Genomic DNA, 18,425 nt, shown 5'->3' with positions numbered 1-18,425 from the left:
GAAAGAGGACATTAAATGACTAAACCATTTCGTTCAGGTTTTGTGGCAATCATCGGACGCCCCAATGTTGGGAAATCCACATTGCTTAACCGTGTGATTGGCCAAAAAATTGCAATTATGAGTGATAAAGCTCAAACAACACGAAATAAAATTCAGGGAGTCTATACGACAGATGACAGTCAAATCGTCTTTATAGATACACCGGGTATTCATAAACCAAAACATAAATTAGGCGACTTTATGGTCGAATCTGCCTATAGTGCACTTCGGGAAGTAGATGCCGTTCTTTTCATGGTCAGTGCGGACCAGAAACGAGGACCGGGAGATAATTTTATTATCGAACGTTTGAAAAAACAATCGGCGCCCGTATTTTTGGTTATCAATAAAATCGACAATGTCCATCCGGATGATTTGTTGCCAATGATTGAGGATTACCGGGAGCAAATGGATTTTGCTGAAATAGTACCGATTTCTGCCACTGAGGGGAATAATATCGAGAATTTATTAGAAGTCTTAACTGGCTATCTTGAAGAAGGGCCTCAGTATTATCCTGCTGAGCAAGTTACAGACCATCCCGAGTATTTTATCGTCTCTGAGTTGATTCGTGAAAAAGTTTTGCAGCTGACCCATGAGGAAGTGCCGCATTCTGTTGCAGTTGTTATTGACAGTATGGAACGAGATGACAATGATAAAATTCATGTTATGGCAACTATAGTTGTGGAACGTCCGACTCAAAAAGGGATATTGATCGGCAAAGGCGGCAAGATGATGAAGGATATCGGTATTAGGGCACGCAAAGATATCGAAAACTTGCTCGGAAACAAAGTCTATCTGGAAACTTGGGTTAAAGTAGAGAAGAATTGGCGGGATAAGCAGAGATATCTCAAAGATTTGGGCTATAGAGACATGGATTATTAGCATAAGTTAATAATCCTTTTTGCTTTTTTTGTATCAGCATAGGTCAAATTTACTTTACTTGAGAGCAGAGAATTAGTTAAAATTTAGCGGGGAAGGGGATGAGAAATTGTTGCAAAGCAATGAAACTAAGGGGTTGATTTTGTTTGCAAGAAATCACCGTGAAAAAGATAAATTAGTTAAGATATTTACTGAAAAGTATGGCAAGCGGATGTTTTTCATGCGAAATGCCATGAGAAAAAATAATCCCTTAACTGTTGCTACACAACCATTCACCGAAGCCGTATATGTTGGAAAAATCAATGAAAAAGGCCTGTCTTTTTTGAATGATGCCAAAGAAGTGACAAATTTTAAAAATATCCAGCAAGATATTTTTATTAGTGCGTATGCTACGTATTTGTTGAATTTAGTAGATGTGGCAATTGATGACAGCATCTATGACCCTGCCCTTTACGGTTTTACCAGAAATTTATTGCAGCTGATGGATGAGGGGAAAGACCCGCAAATTTTGACAAATATTTTAGAAATTCAAATTTTAGAACGGTTTGGTTTAGATTTTGATTGGCTTCATTGTCGGATTTGCGGCAAGACCCAAGGCAAATTCGATTTTTCTTCTGCCTATCATGGTGTTCTTTGCGAGGAACATTTCTACAAAGATCCTCGTCGCTATCATGGCTCGCCTCGTGCCATTCATTTTATCAGGATGTTTTCCAGTATCACTTTAGAGCAAATCAACACTATCAGCGTGTCAGATCAGACGAAAAAAGAACTTCGGGAGATGATTGATGCCTTGTATGAAGAATTTGTCGGCGTTTCTTTGAAAAGCAAACAATTTATCGATAAGATGGCCAGCTGGGAAGATATTTTAAGAACACCCAAGGAGCAGGATAACTCCAACTCGCAAACAGATGGGGAACACAGCTTTGAAGACTCAGAAAAAAATTATGACGACTCAGATAAACAGAACCCGCCTTTACTTGATGACAGGGAAGATTGAGTTGCCTTTTAAAGTACTCTAGTAATTCCCTCGATTAGTATTTAGTACAAACGATTAAAAAATATTTGACAAAAGATAGCTTTAAAGGCTATGATAAGAGAAATATAATAAAGATGCGTAGAAGAAGAGGAGTAGATTGTTTTTTCTTTTTAGAGAGACCGGTGAAGGTGGAAGCTGGTTAAGAAAATCAGTCGAATGGCGCTTCCGAGCTGAAGAATAAAGAGCCAAGGTTAGTTTTCTTGGAAGTAGGGTGGAACCGCGATAATTTCGTCCCTATGCTTGACACGTTCGTCAAGCATAGGGATTTTTTGTTTTTCATATTGATTTATAACGTTGTTGCTTGTTTTCGACTATCAATCGTCGGAAATATAATTTTCAATTACTGGGAGGAGATTTTCCATGACAAAAGGACTAACGATTCAAGAAATGATTTTGACCTTACAAAATTTTTGGTCTGACCAAGGGTGCTTGCTGATGGAGGCATACGATACAGAAAAGGGTGCGGGAACGATGAGTCCCTACACTTTTCTTAGAGCTATTGGACCAGAGCCTTGGAATGCAGCTTATGTAGAACCTTCTCGCCGGCCAGCAGACGGGCGCTATGGCAAGAATCCTAACCGTTTGTATCAGCATCATCAGTTTCAAGTGGTGATGAAACCTTCACCGGAAAATATCCAAGAAATTTATTTGGAAAGTTTGCAAAAATTAGGGATAGACCCATTGAAACATGACATCCGTTTTGTTGAAGACAATTGGGAAAATCCATCTATGGGTTGTGCTGGTCTAGGATGGGAAGTTTGGCTGGATGGTATGGAAATCACACAATTCACCTATTTTCAACAAGCGGGCGGATTGGAATGTAAACCTGTGACAGTCGAGTTAACTTATGGGATTGAGCGGTTGGCTTCATATATCCAAGAGGTAGAGAGTGTGTATGATTTGGAGTGGACCCACGGCGTGAAATACGGAGAAATTTTTGTAGAACCGGAATATGAACACTCTAAATATTCTTTTGAAGAGAGCAGTCAAGAGATGCTCTTAACGCTTTTTGAGATGTATCAACGTGAGGCACAGCGGTGTATTGAACTAGGGTTAGTTCATCCAGCCTATGACTATGTTTTGAAATGCAGCCATACCTTTAACTTGCTGGATGCTAGAGGAGCTGTTTCTGTGACTGAACGTGCCGGTTATTTGGCCCGTATTCGCAAGATGGCTAGAGAATTAGCGAAAGCTTTCGTGGAAGAAAGAAGAAAATTAGGCTTTCCGCTGTTGTCAAAAGAAGTCGAGTACGAGGAAAAGGAGAGAGCATAAGATGACAAAAACATATTTATTAGAAATCGGTTTGGAAGAAATGCCTGCCCGAGTTGTGACTTCTTCAGTCAATCAACTCAAGGAAGGGATGGCAAACTTTCTAAAGGATAATCGCTTATCTTATGACACAATCGAAACGTATGCCACGCCAAGAAGGCTGGCATTAAAAGTGATAAATTTGGCTGAAAAACAAACAGATGTAGAAGAAAATGCCAAGGGGCCGGCTAAGAGAATAGCCGTTGACGAAGACGGGAATTGGACTAGGGCTGCTGAAGGTTTTGCTCGAGGCCAAGGAGTTTCTTTAGAGGAACTGTATATGAAGGAAGTCAAGGGCGTCGAATATGTTTACGCCGATAAGTTTATTTCCGGCGAAGCAGCGGAGAAAGTTTTAACATCGGCTTTGGATATCTTAAAAGCATTACATTTTCCTGTCACCATGCGCTGGGGCAGTTTCGATACGGAATTTATCCGCCCCATACACTGGATAGTCAGCCTTTTAGATGACCAAATCATCCCATTGAATTTTTTAAATGTGACAAGCGGCAATGTTTCTCGGGGGCATCGCTTTTTAGGGACAGATACGGTGATCGAGCACAGTAAAGACTATGAAACTAACTTACGAGAACAATTTGTGATTGCCGATGCTATGGAGAGAAAAGCAATGATTCGTGAGCAAATTCGTGAGATTGCTGAAAAAAATCATTGGCATATCTCTCTTGATGAAAAGCTCCTTGAAGAAGTTAACAATCTTGTTGAATATCCTACTGCTTTTGCCGGAAATTATGCTGAGAAATATTTGGACATTCCTGAAGAAGCGTTAATCATTTCTATGAAAGAGCACCAGCGTTATTTTGAAGTCCGCGATAGGGATGAAAAATTATTGCCTTACTTTATTGGTGTACGTAACGGCAACGATCAATACTTGGACAATGTGATCAGCGGGAACGAAAAAGTTTTAGTGGCCCGTTTGGAAGACGCCGTTTTCTTTTATGAAGAGGACCAGCAAGTTGCCATAGAGGAGTATGTCAATCGGTTAAGAAAAGTGACATTTCACGAAAAGATCGGCTCTATCTATGAGAAAATGCAGCGTGTGGCAAGTATCGCCAAACTTATCGGCGAACAAGTTAAGCTGACCGAAGAAGAATTAAAAGATTTAGAGCGGGCAGCTGCTATCTATAAATTTGATTTAATGACCAGCATGGTGGGAGAATTTCCCGAACTGCAAGGAGTGATGGGAGAAAAATATGCCTTGATAAAAGGGGAGCGTCCTGCTGTTGCCCAAGCCATCCGTGAACACTATCTGCCATCATCCAGCGAAGGGGTCTTACCTGTTTCTAACGTGGGAGCTGTCTTGGCAGTCGCTGACAAATTAGATACAGTGACAACTTTCTTCAACGCCGGCATGGTGCCTACCGGTTCCAATGACCCTTATGCTTTGCGTCGTCAAACTTATGGCATTATCCGCATCGTTGAAGATAAGGGTTGGGATTACCCGATTTTACGTCTTCAAGAAGAAATTGCTGAAATCATCAACGATAATCCAGACAAATTTGGTGTACAATTGTCCACTGATAATCAGAAAGTATTTGACTTTATGAAGGCACGCCTAAAACAGTTTTTATCAAGTGATGATATTCGCCACGACGTTATCGAAGCAGTCACGAATGCCAAACAAAGCAATTTGATAAAAATGATCGATGCCGCTCGTATTTTGAAAAAACATCAGCAAGACAGTGATTACAAGAGTGCTATGGAAGCACTGGGACGAGTGACTAATTTGGCTAAAAAAGGTGAAGAATTGCTTCAGGAAGACATTCATATACCGGTAGATGAAAGCCTATTTGAAAATGAAGAAGAAAAAGAATTATTCCATGCGGTCAATCAATTGCTTACGAAGGTTAAAAAACATGAACCAGAGGATACTTATCTTGCCTTAAAAGACCTTGCCCCTTTGATTGAAAAATATTTTGACAGTACCATGGTCATGGCAGATGATGAAGGAAAAAGAAATAATCGTTTGAGACAGCTGATGCTGATTTCAGATTTGGCCTCGGCATTTGCAAGCATAGATTTATTGACAATAAAAAATAAGGAGTGACAACACATGAAAAATGTAGAAACTACTGCAGCCCCGCAAGCGATCGGGCCTTATGCCCAAGGGAAGATTATTGGTGATTTGTTATTTTCTTCCGGTCAGATTCCTCTTCATCCTGAAACTGGAGAGATAGTCGGAACAGAAATCAAGGAGCAAACCCTTCGAGTGATGGAAAATATTAAAGGTATTTTGGCATCAGAAGAGTTGTCATTTGACCATATTATAAAAACAACTTGCTTTTTAAGTGATATGAATGACTTTGCTGCTTTTAATGAGGTCTATGGCCAGTATTTATCTGAGGGGAAAGTGCCAGCCCGTTCTTGTGTGGAAGTTGCCAGATTGCCTAAAGATGTTTGTGTGGAAGTTGAATTTATCGCTACACTAAATCAGTAGACAAAATATTTGTTGAAATAGAAAAGTTGCGTTGGCCTGAACGTTTGGGACAATAAGGTTTTGATACAGATTTAGTAAAAAATGTTTTATGTATTTACTTGTGCCATCGAAAATCAAATAACAGTTGAGACGTCATCAAGCCGACAATGGAGAATAGTATTCTTCATTATCGGCTTGATATTTTTATGATTATTTACTTGAGTTAACAGAATTTCTTAGCGTATGATTTCTTTGATTCTTACGTCCAAAAAATCATCAATGACAAAATCAACGAGTCCAGTATCCTCTAATTTCTGATGATTTCCTTCAGTTGAGACGGCAATAATATGTTCGGCTTTGGCGTTGGCAGCACCTTGTAATCCAATCGGAGAATCTTCAAAAACGATCATGCGATCAAGGTTGCCACCAATATTTAATGCTGCTTGAATATAAAAATCAGGCGCAGGTTTGCTTTTTAAAGTTCCGTCATTGTATACCACATGTTCATAGTCGAACCAACGTCCGAGCTGAAAAATATCAAAATAAAAATCAACATTGACTTTTGGCGATACCGTTGCAATATTCATTGGACATTTTTTGTCTTTTAAAAAATCAAAATATTCTGTGACTCCTTTGATTAATTTTGGGTTTTTATCCTCCAGTACCAAATCCCGGTAAATAGCTTCCTTGCGATTAGATAACTTTTCACCTTCTGCATCACTCAGGGATTTTCCTAAAATCTTTTCCATGACCAAATGATTAGTCCGTCCATGGATATGGTCAAATTCCTCTGGAGTAAATTTCCGGCCAATCAGTTCCTGAATAAACTGCTGCCATGCCTGTTCATGCAAATGAGAATCACTGAACAACGTACCATTAAAATCAAAAATAATCGATTGCATTGTTTTCCTCCTATTTTTCATTGGTATCATAAATTATCTAATGATACAAAAATCAACCTTGGATTCCTTTTTAAATAACTGATATGTAAAAGATGGATTATTCGAACTTTTTTAGCGAGATTATAGAGTGAAAAAAGAGTAATCATCTTTTTTTCGAGGTTTAGTTGAGCTAAAACATCAAACTTTATGCTCTATGAGGGTGATTGTATAAATACGTTTTATTTTATAAAGTATAATAAATGGTAGCAAAACAACTATCTAAAGTCAATGTTTCATGATGACGGTTACTTTCGGGATTCTTCGAATATAATATGATATATAATTTTAAGGGATGTTATTTTTGAACAAAATTAAATTTGCTAAAAATATTTTAACATCAGATTTTTCCTTATAGACACAAACACCACTAGATGTTTTAAAGATGTTTTCTTCCGTATATTTAGCTATATTTAAGTCAGCATAGTTGAAGCAATCCGTGGTACTGTAAAGAAAATGAACGCATTAAGTTCGTGAGAGGAGGATATTCTTGCGAATCTTACAACATTGACACCTTTTTTTGCAATGTTCATGCAGAATATTTGAAGCGCTATGCTATAATTAAAGTTAACAAAATTGGAGGAACAAAAGGGAAAAAATTTGTGTTGTCAGCTGTTTTTTAATAGAGGAGGTATACAATGAATTTTTGGAAAAGAGCGTTGGCAAGTGTATCTAGGCGAAAAGGGAAATCGCTGATTTTATTTGCCGTAGTATTTATATTAGGTAATGTGATCGCAGGTGCGATTGCGATTCAGCAGTCTACAAATAATGTGGAAAAAAACATAAAGAAAAATCTTGGTGCTTCGGCAACGATTTCGATAGACTATGAAGCGATGATGAATCTCACAGAAGATGAAAGTGAATCTGCCTTCAAAGAGTCCGCATTGACGAATTTAGCTATGACGAAGCAGGTGGGGGAACTGCCCTATGTTGCGTATTTTGATTATACGGTACCTTCTTATTTTCAAACTGAAAAGTTGAAAGCTATCGAGCCTGAGGAAGAAGAAGAAGGCACAGTGTCTTATGGCGGCGGCATGGGCTTCACAGTTGTCGGGGGTAATACCGAAGAGATTGCTGATCAAAAAAAAGGGAAAATAAAGCTTGTAGAGGGACGTTCGTTTTCAGAACAAGAATTATCCAGCGGAAAACAAGTGGGAATCATTTCAAAAACTTTGGCGGAGCAAGAAAAAATAGCCATTGGGGACAAAATTATTTTTGATCGGGTCAGCCGTACAGGAGAAGAATTTACTGATGACGGTTCCATCAAGGAAACGGAAAATACAAAGACCTTTGTTAAAGACATCCCCGTGGAAATTATAGGGTTGTTTGATGTGCAGCAAACAGAAAATAAAGGAAAAGATAAAGAGAAAGACAATCAACATTATTTTGTTGATTACAATTATCAACTTGCGGAACAGAAAAACACTGTGTATATGCCAAATGAAGCAGTGATGAAAATTGAAAAAGAGTACCATCGTTCCTTAGAAGAAGAGTATCCTAACTTTTGGGATTTCCCTGAAGAAGAATATCAAAAAATGAAAGATGAAGAGGCAGAAGAGACCACCTACTACCAACCATTTTTCATGCTTAAAAATCCTGAAGATGCAGAGGCATTTAGAAAAGAAGCCCAAGCACTTATCGGCAAACATGACAAGGTACTGATTTCAAGTGACCAATTTGAATCTGTGTCTGGTCCTCTATCGGGGATGTCAAAAATATCAGGATTAGTCTTGTACGTTGCTGTGGGCGCTTCATTGCTCATTGTGACCCTCGTGATTTTGCTGTTTTTGCGTGACCGCAAACATGAATTGGGTGTCTACTTATCTCTTGGAGAAAAACGTGTCAAAGTCATCGGTCAAATTGTAGTAGAAGTGATGATCATATCTTTAGTCGCAATTACGTTGTCTGTCTTTACCGGCAATCTGGTGGCTGATGGTGTCTCTTCTTCGTTGATTGCCTCTCAAGAGCAAACAGAAAATTACGAAATGTATAGTGACCCGGATTTTTATGAATTTCAACAACTCGGAACTGAAACTGTTAGTCAAGAGGATGTAATTTCTGCTTACGAAGTGAAACTTTCAGCAAGTTATATCGTGACCTTTTATCTTGTGGGTACGGCGACCATTCTTTTGTCGACCATCGTACCGCTGATTTATATCATGCGGTTAAACCCTAAAAAAATTATGATGTAGGAGGATGAGTAGAATGGCGATTATTGCAACGGAAGATGTAAATTATTACTATCAAGACGGCGATCAGCGCAGATATATTTTAAAAGATACCAGTATTAGTTTCGACAAAGGGAAATTTTATACGATTCTTGGACAGTCGGGGTCTGGAAAAACTACGTTCCTCTCATTGTTAAGTGCACTTGATGCACCAAAAGAAGGGAAAATTTTATATCAAGGGAAAGATATTCGCAACATCGGCTATGAAAATTTCCGACGCAACAATGTGGGAATTATTTTTCAAAGCTATAACTTGATTCCTTATTTGACCGCAGTGGAAAACGTGATGGTACCGATGGCGATTACTGAAAATAAATTACCGGATAATCAAAAAGAAGTTGCCTATAATTTGCTGGATTACATCGGCATCGTTAAAAGCAAGTCTGATCGGCAAGTCAATCAGTTGTCAGGGGGAGAACAACAGCGTGTGGCGATTGCCAGAGCTTTGGCTACCAACGTAGATGTTATTTTGGCGGATGAGCCTACTGGAAATCTAGATGAGGGAATCGAGCAGGAAATCGTAGCGATTTTCAAAAAGCTGGCTCACGAACACGACAAATGTGTCATTGTCGTGACCCATTCCAATGAAATCGCCCAGCAATCTGACGATACTTATATTTTAAGGAAAGGCAGACTAGCACGATATGAGTGATTTTTTATCTAACTTTAGCCGAGACAATTATAAGAAAACGTTGAAGAATAAAACTGATAAAAAAGATACTGATAAAACCAAGTCGGAAGAACACAACAAGAATAGAAAACAATCTAAAGAGAGATCTGACACTGGGGAAACTAACGGATCTTCTAATTCATCCAGTGACAATCAAGAAAAGAAAAACATCGCTAAAAAACATGAGATAGTGGATGTAACTTCTGCTGATGGGGAGCAAGAGATCGTCTTGGCTCGTGGTGAGGAGACAGAAGCGGATCAGGCACAAGTAGCAGCATACTTGTCCGATGATGAACTGTCTGATGATAGAGAAGAAGTCACAGAAACTGATCCATCCTATCAGTTGAAGAGAAGAAAAAAAATCATTCTTGGGGCGGTTGGTGCCCTGATTGCCGTGGCAATACTTTTGTTTGCCTATCATAGAGTAACGACAGTGACGACTCCGGATTTTAAGGGTAAGCCCCTTTCAGAAGCACGTGAATGGGCAACAGACCATAAAATTAAGCTGGAGGTTGATCAAGCCTATGATTTTGATACGGAAGTCAACCATATCATCAAGCAAAAAGCACAAGTCGGCAAACGGGTCAAAAAGAAAAATAAATTTTTAGTTGTGTCCAGTCTTGGACCAGATCCCGAAGATCATATCAAACTGCCGGATTTTTCAAGCATGGACCAGGGACAAGCAGAAAAATGGGTGGAAGAGAATAAAGCGGAAAATGTTACGATTACTTCAGAGTATGACGATAAAATCGAAAAATCAAAGTTTATCAAACAACAATTTTCCGATAAAGAGATGACCGCGGAAAAATATAAACGAAAAGATCAACTGGTGGTAGCCTATTCCAAAGGGAAAGAAGTTTTTGAAAAAAACATCAATGTTCCCAACTTTGTAAAAAAAGCAAAAGCTGAAGTTGAAACATGGGCAAAGAAAAATGACATAGCCATGACTTATGAGGAAACTGATTCGGATACGATTGAACAGGGATTTGTTATCAAGCAGAGCGTAGCGGAAAATGAAAAAGTTGCAAAAAAAGATGCTATGACCGTGACGATTTCTAAAGGGAAAGCCTTTGTCGTTCCCAATTTTGCTGAATACAACAAAAATTCTGCAGCTGAATATCAACATTTGACAGTCAATGTCAAAGAGCAGTTTTCTGACGGGGTAGCTTTTGGTCAGTTGATCAGCCAATCCGTCGAGCCCGGGAAAAAAATCTTTGAAGCAGATAAAGCTCAGCCTATTACGGTTATCTATTCAAGCGGCCGGCCTTACCTGAAATCATACATTGGATTGATCGAAGGGGACTTGCCAGAACTTTTTTTCAATGATTATCAGTCCAAAGGGGCCAATATTTCTTATGTGATTTACTACGTCGACTCAGAAGAACTAAAAGGAACTGTTGTGGACATGAGCAACTATAACGAATACGTTCCTCTTAATTACACAGTCAATATTGCAGTAAGTAATGGGATTTATGCAAATTCCCTCCCAAGAACCAACGAAGTGGAAGAAGAAGCAGCTGAATGATTTTTTAAGGAAGGTCTGAACAACCTTCCTTTTTTGAGATGTCACGATAAGTTTTTTGCCTACTTGCGAAAATTGTGTTATACTAAAAGATGTATTTTTGTGTACGTTACTAAGAAAGTCGCACTAGAAGAGGTCATTTTAGTGCGACTTTTGACAGCTATTTTTGCTTCAGTTAAAGTTTAAACAATCCTTGAGGGTGATAAAACCATGAATAGAATTCCACAAGAAGTCATAGATGAGATTCGTATTGGCACAAACATCGTTGATGTGGTCGGTCAATATGTCCAGTTAAAAAAGTCGGGAAAAAACTATTTTGGTTTGTGTCCGTTTCATGAAGAAAAATCGCCCTCTTTTTCAGTGGCAGAAGATAAACAGATTTTTCATTGTTTTGGCTGCGGAAAAGGCGGCAACGTGTTTCAATTTATTCAGGAAATTGACGGGGTGAGCTTTCCGGAAGCAATCGAAAAAGTCGCTGATTTAAGTCATATTCAAGTTGATTTTAAATTTTCACCTGCTGTTTCACCAGGGGAAGACAGTCGTCGGCAAAAAGATGGTCAGTTGATAGCACTGCATGAGAAAGCTGCAGAGTTGTATCACCATATTTTACTTCGAACCCAAGTCGGTCAGCATGCGTTGAAGTATCTGCAAGACAGGGGCATCAGCGAAGAACAGATGACAGAGTTTCAAATTGGGTTTGCACCGGCAGAACGCACCTTGCTGAAACAAGTTTTCCAACAAGAAAATGTCGACACACAAGTGATCAGCCGCTCGGGTCTCGTAACAGAGAGAGAAGATGGGGAGCAGCTGGATCGTTTTTATTCCAGAATAATGTTTCCAATCCGCAATGCCCAAGGAAAAGTCGTGGCTTTTTCAGGAAGATTGTTTTTAGAAGATAATTATGAATCAGCTAGAATGCCTAAGTACTTAAACAGCCCTGAAACAGAAATATTTAATAAACGTCAAGTGCTTTACAATTTCGATCAGGCGCGGGCAGTCGGCAGAAAAGAAAATGAATTGGTGCTATTTGAAGGATTTATGGATGTTATATCAGCATCTGGCGCTGGAATTAAAAACGGCGTGGCTTCGATGGGGACCAGTCTGACTAACGAACAGTTGACAATGTTTCAGCGAACCGTAAAAAAAGTGCTGATTTGTTATGATGGAGATAACGCAGGAAGAGAGGCAAGTTATCGGGCCTTGCAGAGTTTTACAGATCATTCCTCACTGGATGTCAGTATCTTGATGCTGCCGGAAAACCTTGACCCTGATGATTATATTCAAACATATGGCGGGGAACGTTTTAAAGAGCAAGTAAAAAACCATCGGGAATCCCCTTTTACTTTTAAAATGCTCTATTTTAAACAAGATAAAAATCTGGAAAATGAACATGAAAGACTGGCCTATCTGGATCAGATGATCAAAGAACTGGCGAGTGTCCCATCAGTGATTGAACGTGAAGTTTACACCCATCAATTATCGGAAATGTTTGATATTTCAGAAGAAGCGATCCAAGCGGAAGTTGATAAAGTCCTGACGACTGAAAGACAGCAGCGTCGTCAGCAACGACGTCGCCATCAGGCCAATGGGAATGAAACAGCCATTGAGAGGACGACACCGCAGGTCCAGCAAGAGTCAAAGTTGACACTTATGGAAAAGACAGAGCAGATGCTTTTGTATCGGATTTTCCATGAGCAGACGGTGGTTAATCGTTTAAAAAGAGAGAAAGACTTTTCTTTTGCTCATGATGACTATCAGGAATTGTTTACTCATTTTGAAACGTATATGATGCTGCATGGTCAATTTGTTGAAGCTGATTTTTTAAATTATTTACAAGAGGATCACTTGCGACGTAAATTAATTGAAATTTCTTATTTAGAGATGTCAGAAGAAAGTACCAGTCAGGAAATTGACGATTATATAAGAGTTATCGGAAAAAACAGTCTTGAAGTACTAAAAAAAGAAAAATTAAAAAATCAGAAAGAAGCTGCCAGAGTCGGCGATAAAGAATTAGAGTTGGCTTTGTCAATCGAAATAATTGAAATTCAAAAGAAATTGAAGAATCATTAGGAACTTAGAAAGGGGATTTCTTCCATGGCAGAAAAAAAACTAACTTATGATCAGGCAGTAAGAGCAGTGATCAAAGAATATAAACCCAAAGGCTCCGTACTGTACGATGTTTTGACAGATCGTATCGCCACTCCCTATGAATTAGGAGCCAAAGGCATGGATAATCTGATTCAGCGGGTAGAGGATCAGGGGATCAGTGTAGTGGATGAAGACGGCGAGCCGGCAAAAAGAAGTTTGGAAAAAACTGAAAGTGAAGTCAGCCAAAAAGATTTGGAGGATATGTCAGCACCGGCAGGCGTTAAAATCAATGACCCAGTGCGGATGTATTTAAAAGAGATCGGCCGTGTTGACTTATTGACTGCAGAAGAAGAAGTAGAACTGGCTTTACGGATTGTAGATGGTGATCAGGAAGCCAAACAAAAATTAGCTGAGGCTAACTTGCGGTTGGTTGTGAGTATTGCTAAACGTTATGTTGGACGAGGCATGCAATTTCTTGATTTGATTCAAGAAGGAAATATGGGATTGATGAAGGCTGTAGAAAAATTTGACCATACAAAAGGATTCAAGTTTTCAACGTATGCCACTTGGTGGATTCGTCAAGCCATCACCCGTGCGATTGCTGACCAAGCACGCACCATTCGTATTCCAGTGCATATGGTCGAGACTATCAACAAACTGATTCGTATTCAGCGTCAATTATTACAGGACTTAGGCAGAGAACCTACACCAGAAGAAATTGGTGCAGAAATGGACTTGCCGACAGAAAAAGTTCGTGAGATTTTAAAAATATCCCAAGAACCAGTCTCTTTGGAAACACCGATAGGCGAAGAAGACGACTCCCATCTAGGAGACTTTATCGAGGATCAGGATGCCACTAGCCCAGCTGAACATGCAGCGTATGAAATGTTGAAGGAACAGCTGGAAAGTGTGTTGGATCAGTTGACCGACAGAGAAGAAAATGTGTTGCGTCTGCGTTTTGGTCTAGATGACGGCCGCACTCGCACTTTAGAAGAAGTTGGGAAAGTGTTCGGCGTCACTCGGGAGCGAATCCGTCAGATTGAAGCTAAAGCTTTGAGAAAATTACGTCATCCTTCCCGTTCAAAACAACTGAAAGACTTTTTAGAATAAGCATTGCCAAACCAGAAGTCGATTTGATTTCTGGTTTTTGTCTTCCCGGAGAAAAATTATTTAATTTCGTTTAATGAGATGGCTTATTTTATCTTATTTGCTGGAACTAAAATGAATCATGTTATTGAAATGGGATAGTTTGTACTCCCGTGGTGACAAACAATGGTATAATGTTGAAGAGAATAAATTGAGGAAGTTGATAGACAAATGAATGAACATAAATTATCCGCCAGATTACAGGCAATCGCAGATCTTGTTCCAAAAAATGCCAGATTGGCTGATATCGGATCAGATCACGGCTACTTGCCGGCTTGGCTGGTTTTAAATAAAAAAATCCCCTTTGCGGTTGCAGGCGAAGTTGTAGAAGGTCCTTATGCATCAGCCCGCTCATTGGTGGCGTCCTCCAACTTGCAAGATAAAATAGATGTACGTCTAGGCGACGGACTGGAAGTTATCACAGCTTCAGACAACATCGATGTGATTACTATTGCCGGGATGGGGGGAAGTTTGATTCGAGAGATTTTACAACGTGGGCAAGACACAGAACAGTTGACAGGTCAAGAAACATTGATTTTACAGCCAAATGTAGGTGAATATACACTTCGACGTTGGCTGGCAAAAGCAGGTTATGGAATTATCCATGAAGAGATTTTAAAAGAAGATGACAAAATCTATGAAATCATTGTTGCTGTTAAAAAATCAGATGCCTGTAGCTATAGTCAAAAAGAACTTTTTTTTGGTCCCATACTTCTTGAGAATCAAACAGAAATATTTTACGAAAAATGGCAAAAGCAGTTAGAAAAACACCAGTATATTTTAGCTGGATTGAAAAAAGCGGGTCAAAGAGACCAAGAAAAAATTTCCCGAACCGAGGAAAAAATTGAATGGATGAAGGAGTTGTTGATATAAATGATAGACGGCTTGGAATTTATTGAGCGGTTTGAACAACATTTTCCGCTAGAGTTAGCAGAAGAAGGCGATCCTGTAGGCCTTCACATCGGGACACTGAATAAGAAAGTCCAACGAATTATGATTACTTTAGATGTACGACCGGAAGTCGTGGCAGAGGCAATCGACAAAAAAATTGATTTACTAATTGCTAAACATCCGCCGATTTTTCGTCCAATTAAAAATTTGTCTACGGATAACCCACAGCAAAAGATGTACGGAGATTGTTTGAAACATGATATCGCAGTCTACGCAGCCCATACGAATATGGATATTGTTCCTGACGGTTTGAATGACTGGTTTTGTGAATTGTTGGGTATCACGGACACTGGCTATATCACAAAGACCCATGAAATAAACGGAATATCTTACGGAATCGGACGAATCGGAAATTTAGCAACCCCCGTTGCCTTAACAGATTTTATACAGGAAGTAAAAGATACTTTTCATTTAGATGGTTTGCGGTTAATCAGTCCCACAATAGAAAAAATGATTCAACGGGTAGGTATTTGCGGCGGAAGCGGCGAAAAATTTTATCATGATGCGTTAGCAAAAGGAGCTGACGTGTATATCACCGGAGATGTTTATTATCACACAGGTCATGAGATGATTACTGACGGTTGCAGTGTTATTGATGCAGGCCACTATATTGAAGAACTTTGCAAATCAAAAATCGTTTTGTTATGTCATGAGTGGAAAAAAGAGTATAATTGGGACGTAGATTTCATTGAATCGGAAGTAAATACGAACCCGTTTATTTATTACTAATTTTTAAAGGAGCTTGATAAAATGTACGAAAATTTAGTCTCACGTTTTTTGAAATATGTAAAAATTGATACCCGTTCTGATTCTGCAAGCAAAACAGTCCCTTCAACAGAAAGCCAAGTAGCATTCGGCAAGATGTTAGTGGAAGAATTAAAAGAAATCGGTATGTCGGCAGTCAAATACAATGATGAAAATGGCTTTGTGACAGCAGAATTACCAGCCAATACTGACAAAGAAGGCGTTAGAAGCATTGGTTTTATTGCTCATATGGACACAGCAGATTTTAATTCAGTTGGTGTGAATCCGCAAATTGTGGAAAACTATGACGGAAAGTCCGATATCTCTTTAGATGGCGAAGGAAAATTTAAGCTGACAGTCAAAGATTTTCCTAATCTTGCTAATTACGAAGGACAAACCCTGATAACGACAGATGGTTCTACTCTTTTAGGTGCAGATGATAAGTCGGGTATCGCAGAAATTATGTCGGCGATGGAATATTTATTAAAAACTCCTGAAATCAAACATGGAAAAATCAAAGTGGCCTTTGGTCCTGATGAAGAAATCGGGGTAGGGGCAGACAGATTCGATGTAGATGATTTTGCAGTTGATTTTGCTTATACGATGGATGGCGGTCCTGTAGGAGAGTTGAACTATGAAACCTTTAGTGCTGCTCAGGCAGATATTACCATTCAAGGGATGAATGTTCACCCAGGAACTGCCAAGGACACCATGATTAATGCATTGCAGTTGGCAATTGATTTTCACAATTTGCTCCCTTCTGAAGAGGTACCGGAAAAGACAGAAGGCTACGAGGGCTTTTTCCACTTAATGAAACTAAGCGGAAATGTTGAAGAAGCAGAACTTAGTTATATTATTCGTGACCATGATCGAGAAAAATTTGAAGATAAAAAGAAAAAAACCACTGCAATTCAAAACGAATTGAACGCAGCCTTCGATCAGGAAAGAGTAAAAGTAAACATGTACGATCAATATTATAATATGGGAGAAATCATTGCCAAAGATATGAGTATCATTGAATTAGCTAAAGAGGCAATGGTAAATACAGGCATCACTCCTAAAATCGAACCTGTCAGAGGTGGAACTGACGGCTCAAAAATCTCTTACATGGGAATCCCGACACCGAATATTTTTGCCGGTGGAGAAAATATGCACGGACGTTTTGAATTTGTGGCAGTGGAGAGCATGGAAAAAGCAACAGATGTGATTGTGGAGATTATTCGCTTAAACGAAGCCAAAGTTTAAGGTTCGAGTGTGGTAAAATGATTGATGTTTTAAAGTATCTGAGAGAAACAAAAGATAGGTGTTTCTCCCAGATGCTTTTTCCTTGCGTAATCTAAAAAAACAGTGTCATGCAGAGGATAGGCAGTTAGAGTAGCAAACAATAGTTATATAAGTCATACAGTATAGGTTGAGATGAGAGGAAGACAGTGAGTGCTGACATTTGAAGAAAAGAAAAAAATTATTGAAGAGTTTCCAGAATTAGAAGAACAGAAAGTATCAATGAATCGACTGAATTACCATTTTAATGAGAGTGCTGTGGCTAAAACGATTGTAGTAAAGTATTTGCATCCTAAAAGTCACAATGCTTTTGTATATGCCGGATATCTGCCTTCTTCCGAAACAAAAGATGGCTACATATCAGTTATCAACGCTTCAGAAGAAGAGTTAAGAGAGCGGATACGTTTAGGAATCGAAGAATTGAAAAAAACTGAAGACGGGTTTCCAGACGGCTATGAAGAAGTTTGGGAAGACGATCGGGCAGATATCTTGCGTTTAAGGTATATTGCTCCTGTCTGGGGTATTGTGATGCAGACTGAGGGCATTGAGGCAATTTTCAAGACGAAAGAAGCTGGAGAAGCTTATTTAGAAGAGGAAGGCTTTTTTCTAAAGGAAACACAGGCATAACAAAAAAAGAATTAAAACGTTCCATGTCTTAAAGGATAGACTGGAACATTTTAATGGCTCTATAATTTATGGCACTGATGAATCAAAAATTGGTTCATCAGCCCTATTTTCTTGTATTAAATAAAAAAACATATAGTTCTTCTGTTACTATTAAAGCGTCTAAACCTAAAAAGCAAGGAGAACTATATGCCATGACTTATGATATCAAAAAATTACTAAGAATTGTAGACCCAGCCTTAAAAATTTTAGCTGTTTCCCAAGAACGCTATCAAAGTAAGCAAACACTTATTATTGAAGCTAATTATTTCCCCGCTCCTAAAGCTTGCCGAGTATGTGGTTCAAGTCCAATCGACCACGAAGGGAATTATAGGGTGGTTAAAAACGGGACTAAAACTTCTATGATTCGGTTGGAGAACTACCATCACATGCCCACAGTGATGAAACTGAAGAAACAGAAATATTTTTGTAGAAACTGTCACTCTTATACGACTGCTAGTCCCTACTTTATTAAAGAAAACTGTTTTATTTCAGAGCACATAA

Annotated in this window: 16 protein-coding genes and 1 other annotated feature; of the genes, 15 read left to right on the top strand and 1 reads right to left on the bottom strand. The window is 39.0% G+C overall.

Annotated elements, in window-relative coordinates; genetic code table 11:
• The first annotated feature begins 15 nt into the window (after positions 1-15).
• The 5 genes from era (at position 16) to CBF29_RS12460 (ending at position 5,711) form a co-directional block, all read left to right on the top strand.
• Positions 16-918 (top strand): GTPase Era, encoded by a 903-nt coding sequence (era, locus tag CBF29_RS12480; protein WP_126810054.1) that lies wholly within the window; start codon positions 16-18, stop codon positions 916-918.
• Positions 919-1,027: 109 nt separating this feature from the next.
• The gene (gene recO, locus CBF29_RS12475; protein ID WP_126810063.1) at positions 1,028-1,912 is read left to right on the top strand and encodes a DNA repair protein RecO; all 885 of its coding nucleotides are present in this window, start codon (positions 1,028-1,030) and stop codon (positions 1,910-1,912) included.
• A gap of 109 nt (positions 1,913-2,021) precedes the next feature.
• Positions 2,022-2,190 (top strand) — a binding site (T-box leader).
• Positions 2,191-2,311: 121 nt separating this feature from the next.
• Positions 2,312-3,223 (top strand): glycine--tRNA ligase subunit alpha, encoded by a 912-nt coding sequence (gene glyQ / locus CBF29_RS12470; protein WP_126810053.1) that lies wholly within the window; start codon positions 2,312-2,314, stop codon positions 3,221-3,223.
• A 1-nt stretch (position 3,224) separates the two neighbouring features.
• The gene (gene glyS, locus CBF29_RS12465) at positions 3,225-5,321 is read left to right on the top strand and encodes a glycine--tRNA ligase subunit beta (protein WP_126810052.1); all 2,097 of its coding nucleotides are present in this window, start codon (positions 3,225-3,227) and stop codon (positions 5,319-5,321) included.
• A 6-nt stretch (positions 5,322-5,327) separates the two neighbouring features.
• A complete protein-coding gene (locus CBF29_RS12460) occupies positions 5,328-5,711 on the top strand; it encodes a RidA family protein (protein WP_126810051.1) in 384 nt (127 codons plus the stop codon).
• Positions 5,712-5,926: 215 nt separating this feature from the next.
• Here the strand turns inward: CBF29_RS12460 and CBF29_RS12455 are convergent, their stop codons facing one another.
• Entirely contained in the window at positions 5,927-6,592 is a 666-nt protein-coding gene (locus tag CBF29_RS12455; protein WP_126810050.1) for an HAD family hydrolase, read from the bottom strand.
• 674 nt (positions 6,593-7,266) lie between these two features.
• Between CBF29_RS12455 and CBF29_RS12450 the strand changes: the two genes are divergently transcribed.
• The 10 genes from CBF29_RS12450 to CBF29_RS12410 form a co-directional block, all read left to right on the top strand.
• On the top strand, positions 7,267-8,820 hold the full coding sequence (locus tag CBF29_RS12450; RefSeq protein ID WP_126810049.1) for an ABC transporter permease: 1,554 nt from the start codon (positions 7,267-7,269) through the stop codon (positions 8,818-8,820).
• A gap of 13 nt (positions 8,821-8,833) precedes the next feature.
• Positions 8,834-9,508, top strand: a complete 675-nt coding sequence (locus tag CBF29_RS12445) for an ABC transporter ATP-binding protein (RefSeq protein ID WP_126810048.1) — start codon at positions 8,834-8,836, stop codon at positions 9,506-9,508.
• Positions 9,501-11,051 carry a PASTA domain-containing protein gene (locus tag CBF29_RS12440; protein ID WP_126810047.1) on the top strand — a complete coding sequence of 517 codons (1,551 nt, stop codon included), beginning with the start codon at positions 9,501-9,503 and terminating at the stop codon, positions 11,049-11,051. The genes CBF29_RS12445 and CBF29_RS12440 overlap by 8 nt, the downstream gene beginning before the upstream one ends.
• 207 nt (positions 11,052-11,258) lie before the next feature.
• On the top strand, positions 11,259-13,118 hold the full coding sequence (dnaG, locus tag CBF29_RS12435) for a DNA primase (protein WP_126810046.1): 1,860 nt from the start codon (positions 11,259-11,261) through the stop codon (positions 13,116-13,118).
• Positions 13,119-13,142: 24 nt separating this feature from the next.
• Positions 13,143-14,246, top strand: a complete 1,104-nt coding sequence (gene rpoD / locus CBF29_RS12430; RefSeq protein WP_126810045.1) for an RNA polymerase sigma factor RpoD — start codon at positions 13,143-13,145, stop codon at positions 14,244-14,246.
• Between the two features lie 207 nt (positions 14,247-14,453).
• A complete protein-coding gene (locus CBF29_RS12425; protein WP_126810044.1) occupies positions 14,454-15,155 on the top strand; it encodes a tRNA (adenine(22)-N(1))-methyltransferase in 702 nt (233 codons plus the stop codon).
• Positions 15,156-15,962, top strand: a complete 807-nt coding sequence (locus CBF29_RS13895) for a Nif3-like dinuclear metal center hexameric protein (RefSeq protein ID WP_425469904.1) — start codon at positions 15,156-15,158, stop codon at positions 15,960-15,962.
• A gap of 21 nt (positions 15,963-15,983) precedes the next feature.
• Entirely contained in the window at positions 15,984-17,222 is a 1,239-nt protein-coding gene (gene pepT, locus CBF29_RS13890; RefSeq protein ID WP_211334299.1) for a peptidase T, read from the top strand.
• A gap of 189 nt (positions 17,223-17,411) precedes the next feature.
• Positions 17,412-17,885, top strand: coding sequence for a hypothetical protein (locus CBF29_RS12415; RefSeq protein WP_126810043.1), 474 nt, complete (start codon positions 17,412-17,414; stop codon positions 17,883-17,885).
• A gap of 191 nt (positions 17,886-18,076) precedes the next feature.
• Positions 18,077-18,425 (top strand): transposase family protein (locus CBF29_RS12410; protein WP_170170076.1); only part of this gene is annotated, 349 nt, incomplete at its 3' end.

Source organism: Vagococcus elongatus (assembly GCF_003987645.1).
GTDB classification, from domain to species: domain Bacteria; phylum Bacillota; class Bacilli; order Lactobacillales; family Vagococcaceae; genus Vagococcus_A; species Vagococcus_A elongatus.
This window is presented reverse-complemented; position numbering and strand designations above follow the sequence as displayed.